This is a genomic window from Kitasatospora sp. NPDC034533 (genome assembly GCF_055575155.1).
The window spans coordinates 120,932-144,324 of the sequence record NZ_JBVITE010000014.1 but is presented as its reverse complement, the minus strand read 5'-3'; the positions used below and the strand labels follow the sequence as shown (position 1 = coordinate 144,324).

The following is a 23,393-nucleotide window of genomic DNA, read 5'->3' as shown; positions in this document are numbered from 1 at the left end:
TCCTCACCGTTCGTCATCGTCGGGGCCGTCCAGTGCGGCGGTCGTGTCGGGGGCGGCCGGAGCGGCGGCGGCTTCGTCGGGCCCGGCCGGCGCGGCGGCTTCGAGTTCGCTCAGCACCAGGTCCTCCACCAGGTCCGCCAGAGCGGCCACGGTGCGGGAGACCAGCACGTCGCGGGGGGTGAGCGTGACGCCGAAGGCGTCGTTGGCCCGGGAGGCGATCAGCAGGGCCCGCATCGAGTCGCCGCCCAGCTGGAAGAAGTCGTCGGTGGCGCCGACGGCGGTGTGCAGGGTCTCGGCCCAGATCTCCGCCACGGCCTCCTCGGTGGGGGTGCGGGGCGCGACCCGTTCGGCCGGCCCGGCCCCGTCCGGGCCGGGGGCGGGCAGCGCCGCCCGGTCGGTCTTGCCGCTCGCGGTGAGCGGGAAGCGGTCGAGCACCGCGAAGGCCGAGGGGACCATGTGGCCGGGCAGCGAGCGGGCGGCCAGGGCGCGCAGCTCGGCGCCGGTCGGCGGCTCGACGCCCGGGGCGGCGAGCAGGTGGGCGACCAGCCGGGGCAGCCCGGGTTCGTCCTCCCGGACGCTCACCACCGCGTCCAGCACGGCCGGGTGGCGCACCAGCACCGCTTCCACCTCGCCCGCCTCGATCCGGTGGCCGCGCAGCTTCAGCTGGTGGTCGGCGCGGCCCAGGTAGTGCAGTTCGCCGTGGCGGTCGCGGCGCACCAGGTCGCCGGTGCGGTACATCCGGCCGCCGGGCGGGCCGTACGGGTCGGCGGTGAAGCGGGCGGCGGTCAGACCCGGGCGGCCGAGGTAGCCGCGGGCCAGGGCCGGTCCGCTCAGCCACAGCTCGCCGGGGACGCCGTCGGGCACCGGCCGCAGCCGGGCGTCCAGCACGTAGGCGCCGGTGCCGGGCAGCGGGCGGCCGATCGGCGGGGCGGTGCCGTCCGCGGTCAGCGGCGCCGACCAGGTGGCGACCACGGTGGCCTCGGTGGGCCCGTAGGAGTTGACCATCCGGTGGTGCGGGGCCCAGCGGGCGACCAGGTCGGCGCCGCAGGCCTCGGCGCCGACGATCAGGGTCTTCAGCGCGGGCAGGCTTCCGGGGGTATCGGCCGGCAGGGTGGCCAGGGCGGCGGGCGGCAGCAGGGTGTGGGTGATCCGCTGTTCCCGGAGCAGTTCGGCCAGGTGGGCGCCGAGCAGCGGACCGGGCTCGGGCACCACCAGCCGGGCGCCGTGCGGCAGGGCCAGGCACAGTTCCAGCACCGAGGCGTCGAAGCTGGGGGTGGCGAAGGCCAGCACCCTGTCCCCCGGGGCGACTCGGTAGTGCTCGGCCTCGGCGGCGGCGAAGCCGGCCAGGCCGCGGTGGGTGACCACGACGCCCTTGGGGGTGCCGGTGGAGCCGGAGGTGAAGATGACGTAGGCGGGGTCGTCCGGGTCCAGCGGGCGGGTGCGGTCGGCGTCGGTGGGGCGGTGGCCGGGCGCGCCGTGCGGATCGGCGGCCAGCAGGTCGGCCACCTCCTTGGCGTCCAGGGTGAGCGCCGGGGCCGCGTCGCGCAGCATCACCGCGATCCGTTCCTCGGGGTAGTGCGGGTCGACGGGCAGGAAGGCGGCGCCGGTCTTCGCCACCGCCAGTTCGGCGAGCAGCATGTCGGCCGAACGGGGCAGCAGCAGGGCGACGGTCCGCCCGGGGCCGGCGCCGCGCGCGATCATCCGGTGGGCGAGGCGGTTGGCGTGGGCCTCGGCCTCGGCGTAGGTCAGCTCCCGTCCGGCCGCGCTCAGGGCGACGGCCCGCGGCCACCGGTCCGCGGCGGCCTCGACCAGGGCGGGCAGCGTCGCCGGGGGCGGCGGGGCGAGCGCCGGGCGGGCCGGGCCGTGCAGCAGCCGGCGCCGTTCGCCGGGCGGCAGCAGGTCCAGGTCGTCCAGCCGGGTGGCGCCGTCGGAGTCCGCCAGGGCGGACAGGGTGTGCAGCAGCTGGGCGGACAGTGCTCCGGCGGTCTCCGGGTCGAGGTAGCGGGGGTCGTAGCCGAGTTCCACGGCGAGCCGCTCGGCCGGGGAGACGACCACGGTGAGCGGGTAGTTGGTGGCCTCCCGGGCGTCCAGTTCGCGCACCAGCAGGCCGTGCGCACCGGCGGTGGCGTCGCCGACCGGGTAGTTCTCGAAGACCACCAGGCTGTCGAACAGCTCGGTGCCCGGCGGGAGTCCACTCAGTCCGTGCATCCGCGCCAGCGGCAGGTGGTCGAACCGGCGGTCCTCGGCCCGCTCCTCCTGGAGGGTGCGCAGCCAGTCGGCGCACGGCTGCCGGCCGTCGACGGCGACCCGGGCGGGCAGGGTGGTGATGAACAGGCCGACGATGGTGTCGGAGCCGGCCAGGTCGGCGGGGCGGCCGGAGACGGTGGTGCCGAAGCAGACCCGCTCCTCCCCGCTCCAGCGGGACAGCAGCAGCGCCCAGGCTCCCTGCACCACGGTGTTGAGGGTGAGCCGGTGGCGGCGGGCGAACTCCTGGATCCGCCCGGTGGCGGCCTCGTCCAGCCGGTGCGAGAGCCAGGTCCCGGAGCGGGCGGTGTCGCCCTGGGCGGGCCGGCGGTCGTAGGGCAGCGCGGTGGGGGCCGCGAGGCCGGCCAGGGCGGCGCGCCAGTGCTCGACGGCGGCGCCGGTGTCGCGGGCGGCGAGCCAGCGGACGTAGTCGGCGAAGGGCCGGCGCTCGGGCAGGGCGGGCCGCTCGCCCCGGGCGAGCGCGGCGTGGGCGGCCAGCACGTCGGCGAGGACGTGGAAGACGCTCCAGCCGTCCAGCAGCACGTGGTGGAAGGCCCAGACCACCCGTACCGCGTCCGGGCCGAGCCGCACCAGGTCGAGCTTCAGCAGCGGCGCCCGGTGCAGCGGCAGCGGGCGGGCCCGCTGTTCGGCGAGCAGTTCCTCCAGGCGGCTCTCGCGCTCCGAGGCGCCCAGGTGGCTCCAGTCGTGCTCGGTGACCGGGAGCGGCGCCTTCCGGTGGACCACCTGGAGCGGCACGGGCACCTCGCTCAGGACGACCGAGGTGCGCAGCACCGGGGTGCGGTCCACGACGTGCTGCCAGGCGGCGGCCAGCGTTCCGACGTCCCGGGCGCCGTCCAGCACGAAGGTGATCTGCTCGACGTACAGGCCGTGTTCGGCCTCGTCCAGGCCGTGCAGCACCATGCCGGTCTGGGTGGGGGTGAGCGGCTGGATCTCCGTCACCTCCCGCCCGGTGCCGGCCAGCCGGTCGACGGCCGCCTGGTCGAGGCCGGCCAGCGGGAAGTCCGAGGGGGTACGGCCGCCGGCGCCGGGTTCGGCGCAGTGGCGGACGATCTCCCGCAGCTCGTCCAGCAGTTCGGCGGCCAGCCGGGCGACCGTGCCCCGGTGGTGCACCGCGCGGGAGTAGGACCAGGTGAAGGAGAGCCGGCCCTCGGCGACCCGTCCGAGCACGTCCAGCAGGTGCGGGCGGCGGGCGGTGCGGTCCATGCCTCCGGTGAGCGGGCCGGCCGGGGCGTGCAGCAGCCCGCCGGGGGTGGCGGTCCGGTCCTGGCGGCCCAGGTAGTTGAAGCCGAGCTGCGGCAGGTCCAGCTCCGGGGCGGGCCGCAGGTGGCGCAGGGCGCCGTGGCCGAGGCCGCCGTGCGGGACGGCCCGCAGGCTCTCCTTGACGGCCTTCAGGGCGGTGCCGGTGTCGGCGTCCGGGGGGACGTCCAGGGCGACGGGGTGGAGCGTGGTGAACCAGCCGACGGTGCGGGAGAGGTCGAGGCCGTCGAAGAGTTCCTCGCGGCCGTGGCCCTCCAGGGCGAGGACCACCCGGTCCCGTCCGGTCCAGCGGGCCAGCACCCGGCCGAGGGCACAGAGCAGCACGTCGTTGACCCGGGTGCGGTAGGCCTCCGGGACGTCCCGGAGCAGCCGGCGGGTGTCCTCGGCGCCGAGGGTGAAGGTCAGCGACTCCTCGGTGTCGGCGGTGTTGGCGCCGTCCAGGTCGACGGGCAGGCCTTCGTCCACCATCCCTCGCCAGTACGGGAGTTCGGCGTCGAAGCCGCCGGCGGCGGTGTGCGCGGCGAGCCGTTCGGCCCAGGCCCGGAAGGAGGTGCTCTTGGCGCCGAGGTCGGGCCGCTCGCCCGCGCTCAGCGCGCGGTGGGCGCGTTCCAGGTCCTCCAGGAGGATGCGCCAGGACACCGCGTCCACCACCAGGTGGTGCGCGGCCAGCAGCAGCACCGGGCGGGGGTCGCCGTCGAAGCGGCAGAGGGCGGCCCGCAGCAGAGGTCCGGCGGCCAGGTCGAAGCCCTCGGCGAGCTGCTCGCCCAGCCGGTGCAGCACGGCCTCGCGCTCCTCGCCCTCGGCGGCGGGCAGCCGGTGCCGGCGCAGTTCGGGCGCCTGGCCGGGTGCGGTGCCGTGCTGGCGCCACCGGCCGTCGGCGAGCGGTTCGAAGCGCAGCCGCAGCGCGTCGTGGTGCTCCAGGACGGCGGCCAGCGCGGCCCGCAGGGTGCTCTCGTCACCGGTGGGGGCGAGGGTGAAGGAGACGGACTGGGTGAGCCGGGCCGGGTCGCCGTCGAGGGTGTCCAGCAGCCAGTGCTGGACGGGGGTGAGCGGGGCCTCGCCGACTACCGCGCCCTGTTCGGCGCCCTGTTCGGCGCCGGGTCCGGGGCGCGGTGACCGCTCGGCGGCGCGGGCGAGTTCGGCCAGGGTCTGGTGGGCGAACAGGTGCCGGGGCGTGAGCGCGAGACCGGCCCGGCGGGCCGCCGAGACGACCTGGATGCCGAGGATGGAGTCCCCGCCGAGCGCGAAGTAGTTGTCGTCCGCGCTGACTTCGGGCACGCCGAGCACCTCGCGCCAGATCGCGGCCAGGGCCTGTTCGGCCTCGCCGTGCGGCGCTCGGTGCCCGCCGGTGGCCGTCGCGGTCCACACCGGCGCGGGCAGCGCGCGCCGGTCCAGCTTGCCGGTGGCGCCCAGCGGCAGCCGCTCCAGCGGCACCACCAGGGCGGGCACCAGGTGGTCGGGGAGGGTGCGGCCGAGGAAGGCCCGCCACTCGGCCGGGTCGGGCAGGGCGCCCGCGCGGGGCACCGCGTAGCCGACCAGCCGCTTGTGGCCGTCCTGGTCGACCACCCGGGCGGCGGCGGCCGCGACCCGCGGGTGGCGGGCCAACGCGGCCTCGACCTCGCCGAGTTCGATCCGGAAGCCGCGCACCTTGACCTGGTCGTCGGCCCGGCCGAGGTAGTGGAGGCCGCCGTCGGCGCTCCAGCGCGCCCGGTCGCCGGTGCGGTACATCCGGGCTCCCGGCGGGCCGTACGGGTCGGGCAGGAAGCGGGCGGCGGTCAGCCCGGGGCGGCGCAGGTAGCCGCGCGCCACGCCGGTGCCGGCCAGGTACAGCTCCCCGGGCGCGCCGACCGGCACGGGGCGCAGCCGCTCGTCCAGGACGTAGGCCCGGGCGCCGCCGACCGGCCGGCCGATCGGCGGGTCGCGGTCCGGGTCGGCCGGGTCGCAGGTGTGGGCGGTGGCGTAGACGGTGGCCTCGGTGGGGCCGTAGGCGTTCAGCACCCGGCAGCCGGGGACGGCTTCGCGGACCCGGCGCACGGTCCGGGCGGGCAGGGCCTCGCCCGCCAGGACCACCGTGTCGGCGGCGAGTCGCGCGGCGCCGTCGGCGAGCAGTCCGCCGAGGGCCGAGGGCACCGCACTGATCAGCCCGGCCCGCCAGGGGCCGGGGCGTTCGGCGAGGGCCAGCAGGTCGCGGACGAGTTCGACGCAGCCGCCGGAGAGCAGCGGCGCGAAGATCTCGAACACCGACACGTCGAAGTTGAGCGAGGTGGCGGCGACCACGTGCTCCAGGCCGCGCCCGGCGAACTCGGCGGCGGCCCAGTCGGTCAGGGCGAGCACCGAGGCGTGGGCGACCACGACGCCCTTGGGCCGGCCGGTGGAGCCGGAGGTGTGGATGACGTACGCGGGGTGCTCCGGCCGCAGGGCGCCGCGCCGCTCCCCGTCGCGCACGGCGTCGGCGCGGGCGGCGGCCAGCCGGTCCCGGCAGGCCGGGTCGTCGGGCACGATCCGGGTGAACGGGCCGTCCGGCAGGCGGTCCCGGGCGGCGGCGTCGGTGATCACGGCGTCGGGCCGGACGTCCTCGAAAAGGTAGGCGATCCGCTCGGCCGGGTACCCGGGGTCGACCGGCAGGTACCCGGCGCCGCTCTTGAGCACCGCGAGCAGGGCGACGGCCAGTTCGGCGGTGCGCGGCAGCGCGAGCGCGACGAAGCGCTCGGGCCCGGCCCCGGCCTCGATCAGCAGCCGGGCCAGCCGGTTGGAGCGCTCGTCCAGCTCCCGGTAGCTCAGCAGGACCTCGCCGGAGCGGACCGCCGGGGCGTCGGGGGTGCGGGCGGCCTGCCGGGCGAAGGCCTCCGGCAGTGTGTCCCCCGGCGCGTGGCGCACCGCGCCGCCGAGGCGCTCCAGCAGTTCGCGCCCCTCGTCGGGCTCCAGCAGCGGCAGTTCGCCCGCCGGACGGTCGAGGCCGGCCGCCAGACCGGCCAGCAGGGTGCGCAGGCCCGCCCCGAGTCCTTCGACGGTGGCGGTGTCGAAGACGGCCGGGTCGTGGTCGAGGCTGACCTCGATGTCCGCGCCGGGGGCCACCACCACGCTGAGCGGGTAGCTGGTCGGCTCCAGCACGCTCTCGGTCTCCACGCCGAGGCCGTGCCGGCTCAGCGAACCGGCGTCGAAGGGGTAGTTCTCGAAGACCACGATGCTGTCGAACAGGGCGGTGCCACCGGGCAGTTCGCTCCAGTTCTGGAGCTGGGCCAGCGAGACGGCGTCGTACCGCCGGGCCTCGGACTGGCTGTCCTGCACCTCGCGCAGCCAGTCCAGCAGCGGGCGGCGGCCGTCGATCCGGACGCGGGTCGGCAGGGCGTTGATGAACAGTCCCACCATCGAGGTGACGCCGGGCAGTTCGGCGGGCCGGCCGGAGACGATGGTGCCGAACACCACGTCGTCCCCGCCGCCGTAGCGGGAGAGCAGCAGCGCCCAGGCGCCCTGGAGCACGGTGTTGACGGTCAGCCCGGCCTGCCGGGCGGTGGAGCGCAGCCGTTCGGACAGCTCGGGGCCGAGGGCGACCCGTACGGTGGCCGAGGAGGAGGCGCGGTGGGCGCCGGCCGGGCGGCGGTCCCGGGGCAGTTCGGTGGGGGCGGGGAAGCCGGCCAGGGTGGCGCGCCAGTAGCGTTCGGCCTCCGCCCCGTCCCGGCCGGACAGCCAGCGCAGGTAGTCCGCGTAGGGCGCCCGCTCGACCAGGACGGGCCGGCGGCCGGAGGTCAGCGCGGCGTAGCGCTCGCAGACCTCGTCGAAGACCTGGGCGGCGCTCCAGCCGTCCAGCAGCACGTGGTGGAAGGTCCACACCAGCCGCACGCTGGTCGCGGTCAGCCGGATCAGGGTCAGCCGCAGCAGCGGGGCGCCGGCCAGGTCGATCCCGGCCGCCCGGTCCTCGGCGAGCAGCCGGGCGGTGTCCCGTTCGACCTGCTCGGCGGGGCGGCCGGTCCAGTCGTGGTGGGCCACGGGGACGGCGGCCCGGTGCTGGACGACCTGGAGCGGTTCGGCGCCGTCCTGCCAGCTGAGCCGGGTGCGCAGGATCGCGTTGGCGTCGGCGGTCTGCTGCCAGGCCTCGGCCAGCGCGTGCGGGTCGGTGACTCCGGTGAGCACCAGGCGCACCTGGTTGACGTAGGTGTCGCCGTCCGGGTCCAGCAGGCTGTGGAAGAGCATCCCGGCCTGCATCGGCGTCAGCGGGTGGATGTCGGCGACGCCGCGCCCGTCCCCGGCGATCCGGTCCACCGCCGCCTGGTCGAGCCGGGCCAGCGGGAAGTCCGAGGGGGTGCGGCCTCCCGCGCCGGGCTCGGCGCAGTGGGCGACGATCTCCTCCAGCGCGCGCAGCATGGCCTCGGCGAGGGCGGTGACGGTGTCCGGGCGGTGCCGCCCGGCGCTGTGGTACCAGCCGATCTCCAGCCTGCCGTCCTCGACCCGGGCGACCACGTCCAGCAGGTGCGGGCGCTCGGTGCCGGGAGCCTCCGTGCCGCCGAGGCCGCCGGGGACGGCGCGGACCAGGGCGGCGCCGTCGGCGGACCAGTCGAAGCGGCCCAGGTAGTTGAAGCTCACGCCGGGGGCGGGCGCGTCGGCGAGCGCCCCGTCCCGGGCGAGATGGCGCAGCGCGCCGTACCCGAGGCCTCGGTCCGGCACCGCCCGCAACTGCTCCTTGACGGACTTCAGGGCGGCGCCCCAGTCGCCCGCCGGCACGTCGAGGGCGACGGGGTGGAGCGAGGTGAACCAGCCGACGGTACGGGACAGGTCGAGGCCCTCGAACAGCCGGTCCTCGCGGCCGTGCCCCTCCAGGCCGACCGCGACGGTGGGCCTCCCCGTCCACTCGGCGAGCACCCGGCCGAGGGCGGTGAGCAGCACGTCGTCGATCCGGGTCCGGTAGACCCCGGGGACCTGGCGCAACAGGGCGTCGGTGCGCTCGCGGTCCAGCCGGACGGTCACCTCGCGCAGGTCGGCGGCGGTGTTGCCGCCCTCGCCGTCCACCGGTAGCGGCTCGGCGCAGGCCCGGGCGGCGGCCGTCCAGTGGTCGCGCTGCCCGGCGAAGCCGCCGGCGGCGGTGTGCTCGGCCAGCCGGCGGGCCCACGCGGCGACGGAGGTGGTGCGGGCGGGCAGCCGCAGCGGGCGGCCCTCGACGGCCTGGCGGTAGGCGGTCTCCAGGTCCTCCAGCAGCACCCGCCAGGAGACGCCGTCGACGGCCAGGTGGTGGACGGCCAGCGACAGCCGGTCGGGCCGGGCGCCACCGCCGGGCAGCAGCCGGGCGGTGAGCAGCGGGCCGCCGTCCAGCCGGAACGAGCGCTCCCCGGGCTCCTCCGGGGCGCCCGGCTCGCAGACCTCCAGCAGGTCGGGCGCGGCCTCGTCGGCGGGGGCGCAGTGCTGCCGCCAGCCGCCGTCCTCGGCGCGGGTGAAGCGGGAGCGCAGCGCGTCGTGGTGGGCCCACAGGGCGGCCAGGGCGCGGCGCAGGGCCCGGGGGTCGACGGCGCCGGGGGCCTCCACCAGGACGGACTGGTCGAACTGGCCGGCGTACGGCGGGTTCGGGTCGAGGAACCAGTGCTGGATCGGGGTCAGGGGGACCTCGCCGCTGACCGGTTCGGTGCCGGCCACGGTGACGGCGCTGCCGGCCGCCGCGGCCAGCGCGGCGACGGTGGGGTGGCGGAACAGGTCGCGCGGGGAGAGCGCGAGGCCGGCGGCGCGGGCCCGGGAGACGACCTGGATGCTCAGGATGGAGTCGCCGCCGAGCAGGAAGAAGTCGTCGTCCAGCCCGACCCGCTCCACCCCGAGCAGCTCCGCCCAGATCCCGGCGAGCAGGCGTTCGCGCTCGGTCCCGGGGGCGCGGTGGGGGCGGTCGCCGCCCGCCGACCGCTCGGGGGCGGGCAGCCGCCTGCGGTCCACCTTGCCGTTGGCGGTGAGCGGGAGTTCGGGCAGGGTGACGAAGGCGGCGGGCAGCATGTAGTCGGGCAGGCCGGCGGCCAGGTGGGCGCGCAGGTCGGCGGCGGTGGGCGGCTCGGCCCCGGCCGGCACCAGGTGGGCGAGCAGCCGCTTGCCTATCGCGTCCTCGTGCAGCGAGACCACCGCCTCGGCGACGGCCGGGTGGGCGGTGAGCCGGGCCTCGATCTCGGCGGGCTCGATCCGGAAGCCCCGGATCTTGATCTGGTCGTCCGCGCGGCCCACGAAGTGGAGTTCGCCGTCCTCGCTCCACCGGGCGGTGTCGCCGGTGCGGTACATCCGGGTTCCGGGCGGGCCGAACGGGTCGGCGAGGTAGCGGGCGGCGGTCTCGCCGGGGCGGCCCGCGTAGCCCCGGGCGAGCCCGGCTCCGGCGAGGTACAGCTCTCCGGTGACGCCCGGGGGTTGCGGCTGGAGCGCGCCGTCCAGGACGTACGCCCGGGTGTTGTCCAGGGGGCGGCCGATCGGCAGCACGGCGGGCAGCTCGTCGCCGGAGCGGAAGGCCCGCCGGGTGGCGAAGGTGGTGGTCTCGGTCGGGCCGTAGCCGTCGACCACGGTGAGGCCGGGGCAGGCTGCCAGGACCTTGCGGACGACGGCGCCGGGCACCGCCTCGCCGCCAGTCCACACCTCCCGGGCGCCGCGCAGGCAGCCCGGGTCCTCCTGGGCGAGCAGCCGGAACAGGCCGGCGGTCAGCCACAGGCAGCGCACGCCCTGTTCGGTGACGGCGTGCCGGACGGCGGCGGCGTCCAGGTCCCGTGGCGGGGCCAGCACGGCGGTGCCGCCGCGCAGCAGCGGCACCCACAGCTCGTAGGTGGCGGCGTCGAAGGCGTGCGGGGAGTGGACCAGCACCCGGTCGTGGCCGGCGAACGCGCGGTCCAGGGCGAGCGCGGCGACGTCCCGGCGGCGCACCGCGACGCCCTTGGGGGTGCCGGTGGAGCCGGAGGTGAACATCAGGTACTGGACGTTGTCGGGGTGGACGGCCGCCACGGCGGGCGTCACGGCGGGCCCCTCGGCCGACGGCCGGTGCTCCGGCTCGTCGACCCTCACCACCCGCCCCCCGCCGAGGAGTTCGGCCGCCGTGCCGGCCCAGTGGGCGTCGGTGAGCAGCAGCTCCGCGCCCGCCTCGGCGAGCATCCGGTGCAGCCGCTCACGCGGAGCCCGGCCGTCCAGCGGCACGAAGACCCCGCCGGTGCGGACCAGCGCCAGCTGGGCGACGACCAGGTCGACGGAGCGTTCCATCAGCACCCCGACCGGCTGCTCCACCCGGACCCCGAGCGCGGTCAGCCGGCCGGCCAACCCGGCCGCCAGGGCGTCGAGTTCGCGGTAGGTCAGGCGCCGCGAGGCGGTCTCCAGGGCGATCGCCCCGGGGGTGCGGAGCACCTGCTCGGCGAAGAGTTCCGCGATGTCGCCCGCGGGCTGCTCGACGGCGGTGGCGTTCCAGTCGACCAGGACGCGCCGTCGCTCCTCCCCGGTCAGCAGCGGCAGCCGCGCGGGCGGGCGGTGGGCGCCCCCGGGCATTGCGGTCAGCACGGCGGTGAGCTGCCCGGCCAGCCGCCGCACGGTGGACCCGTCGAACAGCCTCGGGTCGTAGCACAGCCGCAGGGACAGCTCCGGGCCCGGGTAGGCGAGCAGGGCGAGCGGGTAGTTGGTGGTCTCGATCCCGTCCAGGTCGCTCAGCCGCAGGCCGTGCGCGCAGGCCGCCTCCTCGTCGACCGGGTAGTTCTCGAAGACCACCAGGCTGTCGAACAGGGCGCTCTGCTCGGGCAGTCCGGTGGCGGCCCGCAGCCGGGTGAGCGGCACGAAGCCGTGCCGCCGGTCCTCGCTCTGCTCCCGCTGCACCGTGCGCAGCCAGTCCACCAGGGTGCCCTCGGCGGGCACCGTGGTACGGGCCGGCAGGGTGGTGATGAACAGGCCGGTCATCGCCTCGACGCCGGGCAGCTCGGGCGGCCGCCCGGAGGAGGTGGTGCCGAACACCACCTCGGCCCGCCCGGCCCGGCGGCCCAGCAGCACGGCCCAGGCGCCCTGGACGAGGGTGTTGAGGGTCAGTCCGGAGCCCCGGGCGAGGTCCTCCAGCGCCTCGGTCGCGGCGGCGGGCAGGGTGAACGGCACGGCCCGGGTGGACTCCGCCCGGTGGTTGCCCACCGGCTCGCGGTCGTACGGCAGCGGCGTCGCCTCGGTGAGCCCGGCGAGCCGGCCACTCCAGTACCGCTCCGCCCGCGCGTGGTCGCGCCCGCCCAGCCAGGCCAGGTACTCGCGGTACGGCCGGCGCTCCGGCACGGTGCCGTACGGGACCTCCCCGCCGGACCGGCCGAGGGCGGCGTGCACGGCGAAGACGTCGGAGAGCACCTGGAACAGGCTCCAGCCGTCCAGGACCAGGTGGTGGAAGGACCAGAGCACCCGCACCCGGCCCTCCGGGAGCCGGATGAGCACCAGCCGCTGGAGCGGGGCCACCGCGAGGTCCAGGCCGCGGGCGCGGTCGCGGTCCAGCAGCTCGGCCGACCGGGCGCGGCGCTCCTCCTCGGGCAGCTCCCGCCAGTCCAGGTGGGTGACCGGCACGGCCGCCCGCCGCTGCACCACCAGCAGCGGCTCGGGCACGTCCTGCCAGCGGACGCGGGCGCGCAGCACGTCGGTCCGGTCGGTGACCCACTGCCAGGCCTCGGCCAGGCGCTCCGGGTCGGGCACGCCCTCCAGGAGGAAGTCCAGCTGCTGGAAGTAGGCGCCGCTGTCCTCCTCGGCGAGGCCGTGGAAGAGCATGCCGGACTGGGTCGGGGTGAGCGGCAGCACGTCCTCGACCGCCGCCGGGTCCGCGCCGGTGATCCGGTCCACCGCCGTCTGGTCGAGCCGGGCCAGCGGGAAGTCCGACGGGGTGCGGCCCGCAGCGCCGGGGTGGGCCGCGTGGCGGGCGAGGTCGGCCAGTTCCTCGGCGAAGCGCCGGGCCAGGGCCTCGACGGTCTCGCCGTGGTGGACGGCGGCGGAGTGGAACCAGGTGAACTCCAGCGCCCCGCCGTCGAGCCGGCCGACCACCTCCAGCGGGTGGGGGCGCTCGGTGCGCGGGTCGGCGTCCAGCTCCAGCGGCCGGAAGGTGCCGCGGAACAGGCCGTCCGGGTCGTCCGGGAGGGCGATCCGGCCCAGGTAGTTGAAGCCGATCCGGGCGGCCGGGGCCGCGGGCGCCGTGCCGGGGCGGCCCAGGTGGCGCAGCGCCTCGAAGCCGAGGCCGCGCCGGGGGACGGCGCGCAGCTGCTCCTTCACCCGCTTGAGCACGGTGTCCCAGTCGGCTCCGGCGGGCACGGCCAGGGCGACGGGGTGGCGGGTGGTGAACCAGCCGACCGTACGGCTGAGGTCGAGGTCGGCGAAGAGCTCCTCGCGCCCGTGGCCCTCGACGTCCACCACGACGTGCTCCAGCCCGCTCGCTCCGCACAGCGCCCGGCCGAGGGCGCTGAGCAGCACGTCGTTGACCTGGGTGCGGTAGGTGTCGGGCAGGGTGCGCAGCAGGGCGGCGGTGTCGGCGGCGCTCAGCCGGACGGTGACAGACCGTTCGGTGCCGTAGGTGTCAGGACCCGGGAGGTCGGCGGGGAAGGGCTCGGCGGCCGACGGCCCGTGGGGCGACGGCTCGGCGGCCGACGGCCCGTGGGGCGACGGCTCGGCGGCGGGCCGCTGCGGGAGCGCCCGCGCCCAGTACTCGCTCTCGTCCTCGAAGCCGCCCCGGGCGGCGAAGCCGCTCAGCCGCTCGGCCCACTGCCGCAGCGGCGAGGACTTGGCGGGCAGGGCTCCGGCTCCGTCCCGGCCCTCCCGGCGGGCCCGGTAGGCGGTGTCGAGGTCCTCCAGCAGCACCCGCCAGGAGACCCCGTCGACCACCAGGTGGTGCACGGCCAGGTGCAGCACCGGGGGCAGCCCCTCGGCGCGCTCGTGCAGCACGGCGCGCAGCAGCGGCTCGCCGCCGCCCAGGTCGTACGGGCCGAAGTGCGGGGTGTCCCCGTCCGGTCCGGTGTGCCGGGCGAGGGCGATCCGGGGGCCCGGCTCGGCGATCCGCCAGCGGGAGGCGCCGGCGCCGTCGAGTCCGGTGAAGGCCGAGCGCAGCGCGTCGTGGTGGGCGACCAGGTCGTTGAGGGCCGCCTCCAGGGCCGCCCGGTCCAGGTCCTCGGGCAGCAGCAGCGAGAGCGCCTGGCCGAAGTGCCCGGCGCGGCCGGCGGCCCGCTCCAGCCACCAGCGCTGGATCGGGGTGGGGACGGCCTCGCCGGTCGCGGCGACCGGCGCGGGCGCGGCCGGGGCCTCGGCGTCCTCGGCGGCCCGGGCGAGGGCGGCGACCGTCTGGTGGCGGTAGAGGTCCCGGGAGGTCAGCGGCAGTCCGGCCTGGCGGGAGCGGGCCACCACCTGGATGCCGAGGATGGAGTCGCCGCCGAGGTCGAAGAAGTTGTCGTCCGCGCCGACCCGCTCCAGCCGCAGGACGTCCGCCCAGATGCCGGCGAGCGCCCGTTCGGCGGAGGTGCGGGGGGCGACGTGGCGGGGGGCGGCGTGGCGCACGGCGGAGGGCGCGGCCGGACCGGCGCCGGTCCGCTCCTCCTCCCGGTCCTGCTCGGCCACCGGGCCGAGGTGCTCCAGTTCGCCGTCGGCCCGCCAGCGCGCCAGCTGCCCGGTGCGGTGGAGCCGCTCCCCCGGCGCGCCGAACGGGTCGGCGATCTCCCCCGCCCGATCCGGGCCACCGCCCGGCAGGTACAACTCCCCCGGGACGCCGACGGGTTGGGGGCGCATGGCGCGGTCGAGGACATAGCCCCGGCCGCCGGCCGAGGGCGCCCGCCAGGAGTCCAGCAGCGCGCGCTGCTCCTCCTCGGGGATCATCGGCAGTTCGGCGAGGGTGCGCCCCGGCCCGTCCGCCATCCCGGCGAGCAGCCGGTGCAGGTGGGCGGCCAGCGCGGCCACCGTCCGCCGCTCGAACAGGTCGGTGTTGTACTCCACGGTCAGCGTGCAGCCCTGGCCCTCCTGCGGGGTGAACTCCAGCACCAGGTCGAAGCGGGCGGCCGGACGGGGCAGCGGGTGGTCCTCGAAGCGCAGGCCGCCGGCGGGCACCGGGGCGGCGGGGGTCTGCTGGACGACCGCGACCTGGACCAGCGGGGTCCGGCTGGGGTCGCGGGGCGGGGCCAGCTCCTCGACCACCCGGTCGAAGGGCGCCCCGGCGTGGGCGAAGGCGTCCAGCAGGGCGGCGCGGGTGCTCTCCACGAAGCCGTCCACGGTGGCCCGTTCGTCCACGTCGGCGCGCAGCACCACGGTGTTGACGAAGAAGCCGGTCACCTCCTCCAGGTCCCGCCGCTCGCGTCCGTTGGTGACGGTGCCGAGGGCCACGTCCCGCTGCCCGGAGTACCGGGAGAGCAGCAGCGCGCACGCCCCGGCGAAGAGGGTGAACACGGTGGTGCCGCGGCCCGCGGCGAGGTGGCGCAGCCGGTCCACCAGCTCGGCCGGGAGGTGGTGGCGGTGCGCCGCGCCGTGGGTGGTGCGCTGGGCGGGCCGGGGGCGGTCGGTGGGCAGCCGCAGGGTCGGCAGGCCGGCCAGGGTGCGCTTCCAGTACGCGAGGTCCGCCGTGTGGTCGGTCGTGCCGCGCTGTTCCCAGAGCGCGAAGTCGGGGTACTGGAGGGCGGGTTCGGGCAGGGCGTCCGGTTCGCCGGTGGCCTCCGCCCGGTGCAGCGCGGCCAGTTCGCGGGTGAGCACGCCCACCGACCAGCCGTCGGTGACGATGTGGTGCTGGGCCAGCAGCAGCAGGTGTTCGTGGGCGCCGAGCCGGATCAGCAGCGCCCGGGTGAGCGGGCCCCGGGCCAGGTCGTAGGGCCGTGCCAGCTCTTCGGCCAGCAGGCGTTCGGCGGCCTCGGTGCGCTCCTCGGCTGCCAGCGCGCCCAGGTCCTCGGTGCGCAGCGGGAGTTCGGCCCGCTCGGCGACGCGCTGGACGAGCTGTCCGTCGACGGTGGCCACGGTGGTGCGCAGCGAGGCGTGGCGGGCGGCGAGCCGGTGCAGCGCCCGGCCGAGGGCCTGGTGGTCGACCGGGCCGTGCAGCCGCAGCGCCGCGCCGGTGTTGTTCTCGCCGCCGCCGGGGTTGAGGTCCTCCAGGAACCAGAGCCGGCGCTGGGCGCTGGAGAGCGGCAGCGGCTCGCCGCGCGGGGCGGGCGGGATCGGCCGGGGCGGCGCGGCGGTGGGCGGCCGGTCGAGCAGCGGGGCGAGGTCTGCGACGGTGCGGGCGGTGAAGACGTCCCGCAGGGTGAGCCGGACGCCCAGCCGCTCGGTGATCCGGGCCAGGGTGCGGGCGGCGAGGATGGAGTCGCCGCCCAGGTCGAAGAAGTCGTCGCCCGCCCCCACCGCGTCGAGGCCGAGCACCTCGGCCCAGATGGCGGCCAGGGCGCGTTCCCGCTCGGTGCGCGGGGCGAGGTGCCCGGTGGCGGCCTGCCGGGCGGGCGCGGGCAGCGCCCGCTGGTCGACCTTGAGTTGCGGGGTGAGGGGCAGCGCGTCCAGGACGACGACGGCGGCGGGCACCAGGTGGGCGGGCAGGGTCGCGGCCAGGGCGGTGCGCAGTTCCGCCGGGTCCGGGGCCTGCTCGGGATCGGCGGGCGTGGCGTAGCCGACCAGCCGGGGGTGGCCGGGCTGGTCCTCGCGGACCACGACGACGGCCTGGTCGACGGCGAGGTGGGCGCGCAGCGCGGCCTCGATCTCGCCCGGTTCGATCCGGAAGCCGCGGACCTTGACCTGCCGGTCGAGCCGGCCGAGGTACTCCAGTTCCCCGTCGGCGTTCCGGCGGGCCCGGTCGCCGGTGCGGTAGAGCCGCGCGCCGGGCGGCCCGAAGGGGTCGGCGACGAAGCGCGCGGCGGTCAGGCCGGGGCGGCGCAGGTAGCCGCGGGCGACGCCCTCGCCGCCGAGGTACAGCTCGCCGTCGGTGCCGGGCGGCTGGGGCCGCATGGCCTCGTCGAGCACGTACGCCCGGGTGTGCGGCAGGGCAGCGCCGATGGTGGGCGAGCCGGTGCCGGCGGTGAGCGGGCCGGTCCAGGTGGCGACGATGGTGGCCTCGGTCGGGCCGTAGGAGTTGATCATGCGCCGGCCGGGCGCCCAGCGGTCGACCAGTTCGGCGGGGCAGGCCTCGGCGCCGACGATCAGGGTGCGCAGGTGCCGGCCCGCGCCGGCGGGCACGGTGGCCAGGGCGGCGGGCGGGATCAGGGTGTGGGTGATGCGGTGCTCGTCCAGGACGGCGGCGAGTTCCTCGCCCAGCCAGGGGCCGTGCGGCGGGACCACCAGGGTGGCGCCGGTCAGGACGGAGAGGAACAGCTCCAGGACGGAGGCGTCGAAGCTGGGCGAGGAGAACTGGAGGACCCGGTCGCCGGGCCGCAGCGCGTAGTTCTCCACGGCCGCCCCGGTGAAGCCGGCGATGCCCCGGTGGGTGACCACCACGCCCTTGGGCGTCCCGGTGGAGCCCGAGGTGTAGATCACGTACGCCGGGTGGTCCGGGCCGGTTCCGGCCGCGACGGGCGGGCCGGCGGGCCCGCCCGTCTCCAGGACGTCGCGGACGGCCCCCGGGTCGTCCAGGACGATCGCGGGGGCGGCGTCGGCGAGCATCAGGGCCCGGCGCTCGGCCGGGTAGGCCGGGTCGACGGGCAGGAAGGCGGCCCCGGCCCGGACGACGGCGAGCTCGGCGGCGATCAGCTCCATCGAGCGCGGCAGGACCAGCGCCACCGTCCGCTCCGGCCCGGCGCCGCGCCGCCTCAGCTCGCGGGCCAGCCGGTTGGCCCGTTCGGCCAGCTCCCGGTACGTCCAGGTGCGCGGGCCGTCGGTCACCGCGGGCGCGTGCGGGGTGCGGGCCGCCTGGGCGGCGAACAGCGCGTCGAGCGTCCGGCACCCGGGCGTGGTGGCGGCGCCGCCGGCCTGCGGCGGAACGGACGGGCGTGCGGACTGGGCAGGCCGGTCGGCCATGGCGGAAGGTCCTTCCGATGGGGGGCGGCGACGGGACGCCGGGGCGGGCGGTGGCCGGCCCCCCGGGTCCGGGGAGGGAGAGGATGTGACGGCGGTACGGCGGGTGCGGCGGCTCAGCCGGAGCCGGTCCGGTCGGCGCGGCGGCTCAGCCGGAGGCAGTACGCCGGGCCGTGCGCCCGGAGACCTGCACCCGGTCGATCCGGCCGGTGGCCGGGTCCCGGTGGAAGCTCCCGCCGGGCTCGGGGCGGCCGGTGTCGGGCGCGACCAGGTCGTAGGAGAGGTCGGCGTAGCAGCGCAGCGGGATCGGCGGGTCGCCGTCCACCGAGAGGGTGACCGGTCCGGCTCCGGCCGCCTCGACCCGGTAGCGGAGGGTGCCGTTGCGGTACTCCCCCGCGCACTCGGGCAGCGCGACGCTCTCGCCCGCGCCGACCGGTTCGATCGCGGCGGGCACCCGCACGCCGGTCGACTCCGCCAGTTCGGCCGCGAGTTCGCGCCAGAGCGCGGTGGCGGCGCCGGCGTTGCCGGTGAAGGCCACCACCAGGCCGCTGTCCGGGTCGGCCCGCAGGTGGCAGGAGGTGCCCATGGCGTTGCCGTCGTGGCCGCACCACCACTGCCCGCCGTGCCGGTAGAGCGCGACGCCGGCGCCCCAGCCGTCGGCGAGCGCGCCCGGCCGGGCGCCGGGCTGGGGCCGGCGCATCCGCTCGGCGAGGTCCGGGGGCAGCGCCTTGGACCGGCCCACCAGGGCGGCGCCGAGCGCGGCGAGGTCGGTGGCGCTCGCCAGCAGGGCGCCGGCCGGGGCCTCCAGCGGGGCCAGGTTCTGCCGCACCGCCCGGGCCCGGCCGGTGGCTGCGTTGAGCGCGTGTCCGGCGGCGACGGGGCGCCCGGGGGCGGCGGTGCCGACGAACACCGGTTCGGTGCCGAAGGGTTCGAGCAGCAGGGCGCGCACCGCCTCGTGCCAGGACATCCCGGTCACCGTCTCCACCAGGCGCCCGGCGGCGACGTAGCCGGCGTTGGAGTAGGAGAAGTCCGTCCCGGGCGGGAAGAGGGCGTCCTCGGCGGTGCAGACGGCGGACAGGTAGCGCGCCGCGGTGGTCCGGGAGGCGGCGTCGGAGTCCGGTCCGGTGGGCAGTCCGCCGGTGTGACCCAGGAGATGGCGAATCGTTACTTCGGGCAGTTGCCGGAGTTCCGGCAGGTGCTCGGCGGCCGGTTCGTCGAGGTCGAGGTCGCCGTCCTCGGCGAGCAGCATCACCAGCGCGGCCGTGTAGGGCTTGGTGAGCGATCCCACCGGCACGGCGGTGTCCGCGGTGAGGCGCTCCCCGGTGCCGGCGTCGGCCACCCCGGTGTGCAGGGCGACGGTCTCCGAGCCGGTGTCCAGCACCAGTTGGGCACCGGGCACCCGGTGGGCGCGCGCCAGCGCGTCGAGCCGGTCCTGCAACTCGCCGCGCAGGAGGAGCAGCGGCGCCCGCTCGCGGGTGGGCGCCGATCTGGGGTACGGCATGGGCGGAAGCTCCCGTTGACTGGTTCTCTGCCGCCGTCGGCGCACGGGCGCCCGCGGCGGAATTGAGGATCGGAGTACGACGCGACGGAGAATTCCCGGCCGCGGTCGTCGCGCGGCGCGGGGCGGAGCGTGTGGAATCGGCCGGAGCGCCCGGCGGCAGGGCGCCGTTCGGCCCCTGCCCGTACGCGTCCGGAACGGGCGGTGCGAATGCGACCCGAATTCCACGCCGTTCGGACTTCGGCGGACCCGGGAACGCCGCACGGTGAACCGCGAACGCCCGAAAACCTACCCCGCCGGTGCGGCCGGACAGAATCCCGGCCCCCGCCGACCGGCCGTCGCCACGGCCCCGACCTGCGTGGTTGCCGTCTCCGGCATGTCGATCCCCCTTTTTGCACAATCCGCGCCGTCCGAACGCCTGAACGACGAACGCCCGGACGGCGAACGCGCAACAGTCTTCACCGCCGGGTCAGCCGATCGCAACCCCTTCCGATTGAACGGAAAGCGACCGCCCGCGCCTGCCGAGGTAATCGGAACCACAAAATCCCAGGTGCGACTCCTGAGCACACCTGGAGCACCCGGGGAAGATGAGAATTTCTTTGGCCGAAAACGTGACGTCCACATCTTCCGAACAGATCGAACAGGCATTCGTGGAAATGTTCGAGTGATTTCCCGGACGCCTGGGACGGCTGTGATTCCCGTGCCGGAAAGCGACGGACGTGGGATCAGCTCCCGGAGGAGAGCAACCCCGCCGCCGCGTCGACGATCAGCTCGGGAGCCGGGCCGACGTCCAGCGCCGCGCCCCGCTCGTCCGGCTCCAGCGGCTCCAGCACGGCGAGCTGCGAGTCCAGCAGCGAGGTCGGCATGAAGTGGCCCCGGCGGCGGTGCAGCCTCGACGCCAGCAGGTCGTGGCTGCCCGTCAGGTGCAGGAAGAAGGCGTCCGGGCAGGCCGACCGCAGGGTGTCCCGGTAGCGCCGCTTCAGCGCCGAGCAGGTGACCACGCCGCCGGTGCCCGCCGCCTGCCGGTCGCGCAGCCACCCCCCGATCGCCCTCAGCCAGGGCTGGCGCCGGGCGTCGTCGAGCGGGATGCCGGCCGCCATCCGGGCGATGGAGTCCGGCCGGTGGAAGTCGTCCCCGTCCGCGAAGGGGAGCGCCAGCCGCTGCGCGAGCATCCGTGCCACCGTCGACTTGCCGGTGCCGGCGACCCCCATCACCACGACGTACGGACGGTCCGTCCCCGGGGACATCGGCCGCCCCTACCGCTGCCGGGGCGGCGGCCCCTGCGAGCCCGCCGGGTACTCCTCCAGCGGCACCAGGTCCCGGTCCCAGGCGTCGAGCACCGGCTCCAGGACCCGCCAGGCCTCCTCCGCCTCGTCCCCCCGGATGGACAGCGCCGGATCCCCGTTCAGCACGTCCAGCAGCAGCCGGCCGTAGGCGGGCAGCTCCTGCGGCTCCATCCGCGCGGTCAGCGAGAGCGGCGCCAGCTCGTGGGCGTGGGCGCCGATGCCCGTCAGGTCCAGGGTCAGCCCCTCCGGCTCCAGCTCGAAGCGCAGCACGTTGGGCAGCGCCTCCCCGTGGTGGCCGAACGGCAGGTGCGGCACCGGGCGGAAGTGCACCGCGACCTCCTTGCGGTCCGCCCCGAGCGCCTTGCCGCTGCGCAGCCGGAACAGCGTCCCGGACCAGCGCCAGCTGTCCAGCTCCAGCTCCACCTCGGCGAAGGTCTCGGTGCGGCGCTTGGGGGCCACCCCCTCCTCGTCGACGTACGCGGGCACCTCCCGGTCCCCGATCCGGCCGGGCAGGTAGCGCGCCCGCCGGGTGCGCCGCGCCACGTCCTGCTCGGTCAGCGGCCGCACCGAGCGCAGCACGTCCACCTTGCGGTCCCGCAGGTCCCGCTCGCCCAGCGTGATCGGCGGCTCCATGGCGACCAGGCAGAGCAGCTGGAGGAGGTGGTTCTGCACCATGTCCTTGAGCGCGCCGACGTGGTCGTAGTACCCGGCCCGCCCCTCCAGCGCCAGGGTCTCGTCCCAGACGATGTCCACCCGCTCGATGTGGGTGCTGTTCCAGATCGGCTCCAGCACCCGGTTCGCCAGCCGGCTGCCCAGGACGTTCTGGACGGTCGTCATGGCCAGGAAGTGGTCGACCCGGAACACCGCCCGCTCCGGCAGCAGGTCCGCGAGCAGCCCGTTCAGCCGCTGCGCGCCGGCCAGGTCCTCGCCGAACGGCTTCTCCAGGACGATCCGGCTGCTGGCCGGCAGGCCCGCCTCGTGCAGCGCGGTGATCACGGACGGGAAGAGCGCCGGCGGCAGCGCGAGGTAGACGGCGACCGGCCCCTCCCCGGCGACCACGGCGGCCACGTCGGCGGGGCTGGTGACATCGGCCCGCAGGTAGCGCAGCGAGGCCACCACCGCCTCCCGGGCCTCCTGCGGGTGCTCGCCGCCGTGCCGCTCCAGCTGGGTGGCGGCCCACTCCCGGTAGTGCTCGGTGGGCCAGTCCTCCCGGCTCGCCGCGGTCACCTTGAGGTGGTCGCCGGTCTGCCCGGACGCCCGCAGGGCGGCCAGCGCCGGCAGCAGGAAGCGGGCGGTGAGGTCGCCCGTCGCGCCGAGGACGGCCAGTCGGTCGATCATCCTCGCCCACCCGCCTTCGCCCGGGCCAGGCTCACGCCGCCGGCGATGATCCCGATGTGGCTGAACGCCTGGGGGAAGTTGCCCATGAACTCTCCTGTGGACGGGTCGATCTGTTCGGACATCAGCCCCAGCGGGCTCGCCCGGGAGCACAGCGAGGTGTACAGCTCCTCGGCCTCGCCGATCCGGCCCTGGCCGATCAGGTTGTCGACCAGCCAGAAGCTGCACAGCACGAAGGCCCCTTCGTCGCCGGGCAGGCCGTCCGGGGACTCCTCGTGCAGGTAGCGGTAGAGCAGCCCGCCGCCCGCCGACAGCCGCTCGGCGACGGCCGCGGCGGTCGCGACCATCCTCGGGTGGTCGGCCGGCACCACCTGGCGCAGCGGGAGCGCCAGCAGGCTCGCGTCCAGCGTGCCGCCGCCGTCCAGATGGGCGCTGAGTGTCTTCGCGCCCTCGTCCCAGGACTGCTCCAGGATGAGCCGGCGCAGCTGCTCGGCCGAGGCCCGCCACCGGTCCGTCCCGGTGCGCAGCCCGAGCCGCTCGCCGATCTGCGCGGCCCGGTCCAGGGCGACCTGGCAGAGCCCGGCCGAGTAGGTGAACACCCGGCCCTCGCTGCGCACCTCCCAGATCCCCTGGTCCGGCTGCCGCCAGGCCTGCTCGGCGGAGTCGGCCAGCCCGGCCAGGCTGGCCCACAGGGCGGGCTGGATCTCGCCGCCGGCCCGCAGCCACTGGTCCGCGCAGTCCAGGATCTCGCCGTAGACGTCGTGCTGGCGCTGGTCGGCCGCCCCGTTGCCCCAGCGCACCGGGCCGGAGCGCCGGTAACCCTCCAGTTCGCCGTCCTCGACCTCGTCGGGCACCGGGCCGCCGCGCAGGTCGTACATGATCCGGGGGCGCCGGCTGGCCTCGAAGGCGTCCAGGACCCAGCCGAGGAAGGCGTCGGCCTCGCCGCGGAAGCCGATGCGGCGCAGCGCGAACACGGCGAACGCCGCGTCACGGATCCAGCTGTAGCGGTAGTCCCAGTTGCGGACGCCGCCGATCGGCGCGGGCAGCGAGGAGGTGGGCGCGGCGACCAGCGAGCCGTTGGCCCAGTCGTCGCAGAGCTTGAGCGTGATGGCGGCGCGCCGCACCAGGGGTTCCTGGGGGCCGGCGTAGTCGAAGTGCCGCATCCAGCGGCGCCAGGCCTCGGCGGTGCCCTTCAGGGTCGCGTCGGCGTCGAACCGGTGGTGGCGGTGGAAGCGGCCCCAGGACAGCACCAGGTCCAGCCGTTCGCCCTGGCGCAGGTCGTGGGTGCTGCGCAGGCCGGACAGCGGGCGGTTGGAGCGCAGGTGCAGCCGCAGGTCCGGGCGGCGGTGCGGGCGCACCTCCAGTCCGCTGAACAGGGCCTGGGCCAGGGCGCCGCCGCGCGGCTCCAGCTCCGCCCGCAGCCGGACGGTGCCGTCCAGCACCACGGCGGAGCGCACGAGTTCGCCGCGGCCGGCCGGCGCGTCGTCGGTGAGGTCGGCGCCGGAGCGCACCGTCAGCGCGTCGGTGATCCGCACCAGGCCGGTGGGGCCGCGCAGTTCGGTGGTCAGCACGCCCGTGTCCGGTTCGTAGCGCTGCCGGGCTTCCACCAGGTCCTCCGGCGCGAGGGTGAAGTGCCCGCCGCGCGCGTGGTCCAGCAGGCCGCAGAACAGCGGCTCGGAGTCGAACCGGGGCAGGCACAGCCACGGGATGGCGCCGTCCAGGCCGACCAGCGCGGCGGTGGTGCCGTTGCCGATCAGGCCGAGGTCCTCCAGCGGCGGGTAGCCCTGCCGCCGGCGGACCGGCCGGAACGGTGGATCGGGGTCGTACATGCCGCCTCGTTTCCGCAGCACCGAAGG

At 76.7% G+C, this 23,393-nt stretch carries 5 protein-coding genes; all 5 read right to left on the bottom strand.

The features are described 5' to 3' along the window. Positions 1-3 precede the first annotated feature (3 nt). The 5 genes from ACZ55U_RS13400 to ACZ55U_RS13380 all read right to left on the bottom strand — a co-directional run bounded on the left by ACZ55U_RS13400 (position 4) and on the right by ACZ55U_RS13380 (position 23,366). Entirely contained in the window at positions 4-17,421 is a 17,418-nt protein-coding gene (locus ACZ55U_RS13400) for a non-ribosomal peptide synthase/polyketide synthase (protein ID WP_465525696.1), read from the bottom strand. Between the two features lie 145 nt (positions 17,422-17,566). Continuing rightward, positions 17,567-18,919 (bottom strand): serine hydrolase domain-containing protein, encoded by a 1,353-nt coding sequence (locus tag ACZ55U_RS13395; protein ID WP_465525694.1) that lies wholly within the window; start codon positions 18,917-18,919, stop codon positions 17,567-17,569. Positions 18,920-19,641: 722 nt separating this feature from the next. Beyond that, complete coding sequence (locus ACZ55U_RS13390) at positions 19,642-20,163, bottom strand: gluconokinase (protein WP_465525692.1); 522 nt, start codon at positions 20,161-20,163, stop codon at positions 19,642-19,644. A gap of 9 nt (positions 20,164-20,172) precedes the next feature. Then, positions 20,173-21,540, bottom strand: coding sequence for a glucose-6-phosphate dehydrogenase (locus tag ACZ55U_RS13385; RefSeq protein ID WP_465525690.1), 1,368 nt, complete (start codon positions 21,538-21,540; stop codon positions 20,173-20,175). Beyond that, positions 21,537-23,366 carry a glycoside hydrolase family 15 protein gene (locus ACZ55U_RS13380; RefSeq protein WP_465525688.1) on the bottom strand — a complete coding sequence of 610 codons (1,830 nt, stop codon included), beginning with the start codon at positions 23,364-23,366 and terminating at the stop codon, positions 21,537-21,539. Before ACZ55U_RS13380 ends, ACZ55U_RS13385 begins: the two co-directional genes overlap by 4 nt. Between the last annotated feature and the right edge of the window lie 27 nt (positions 23,367-23,393).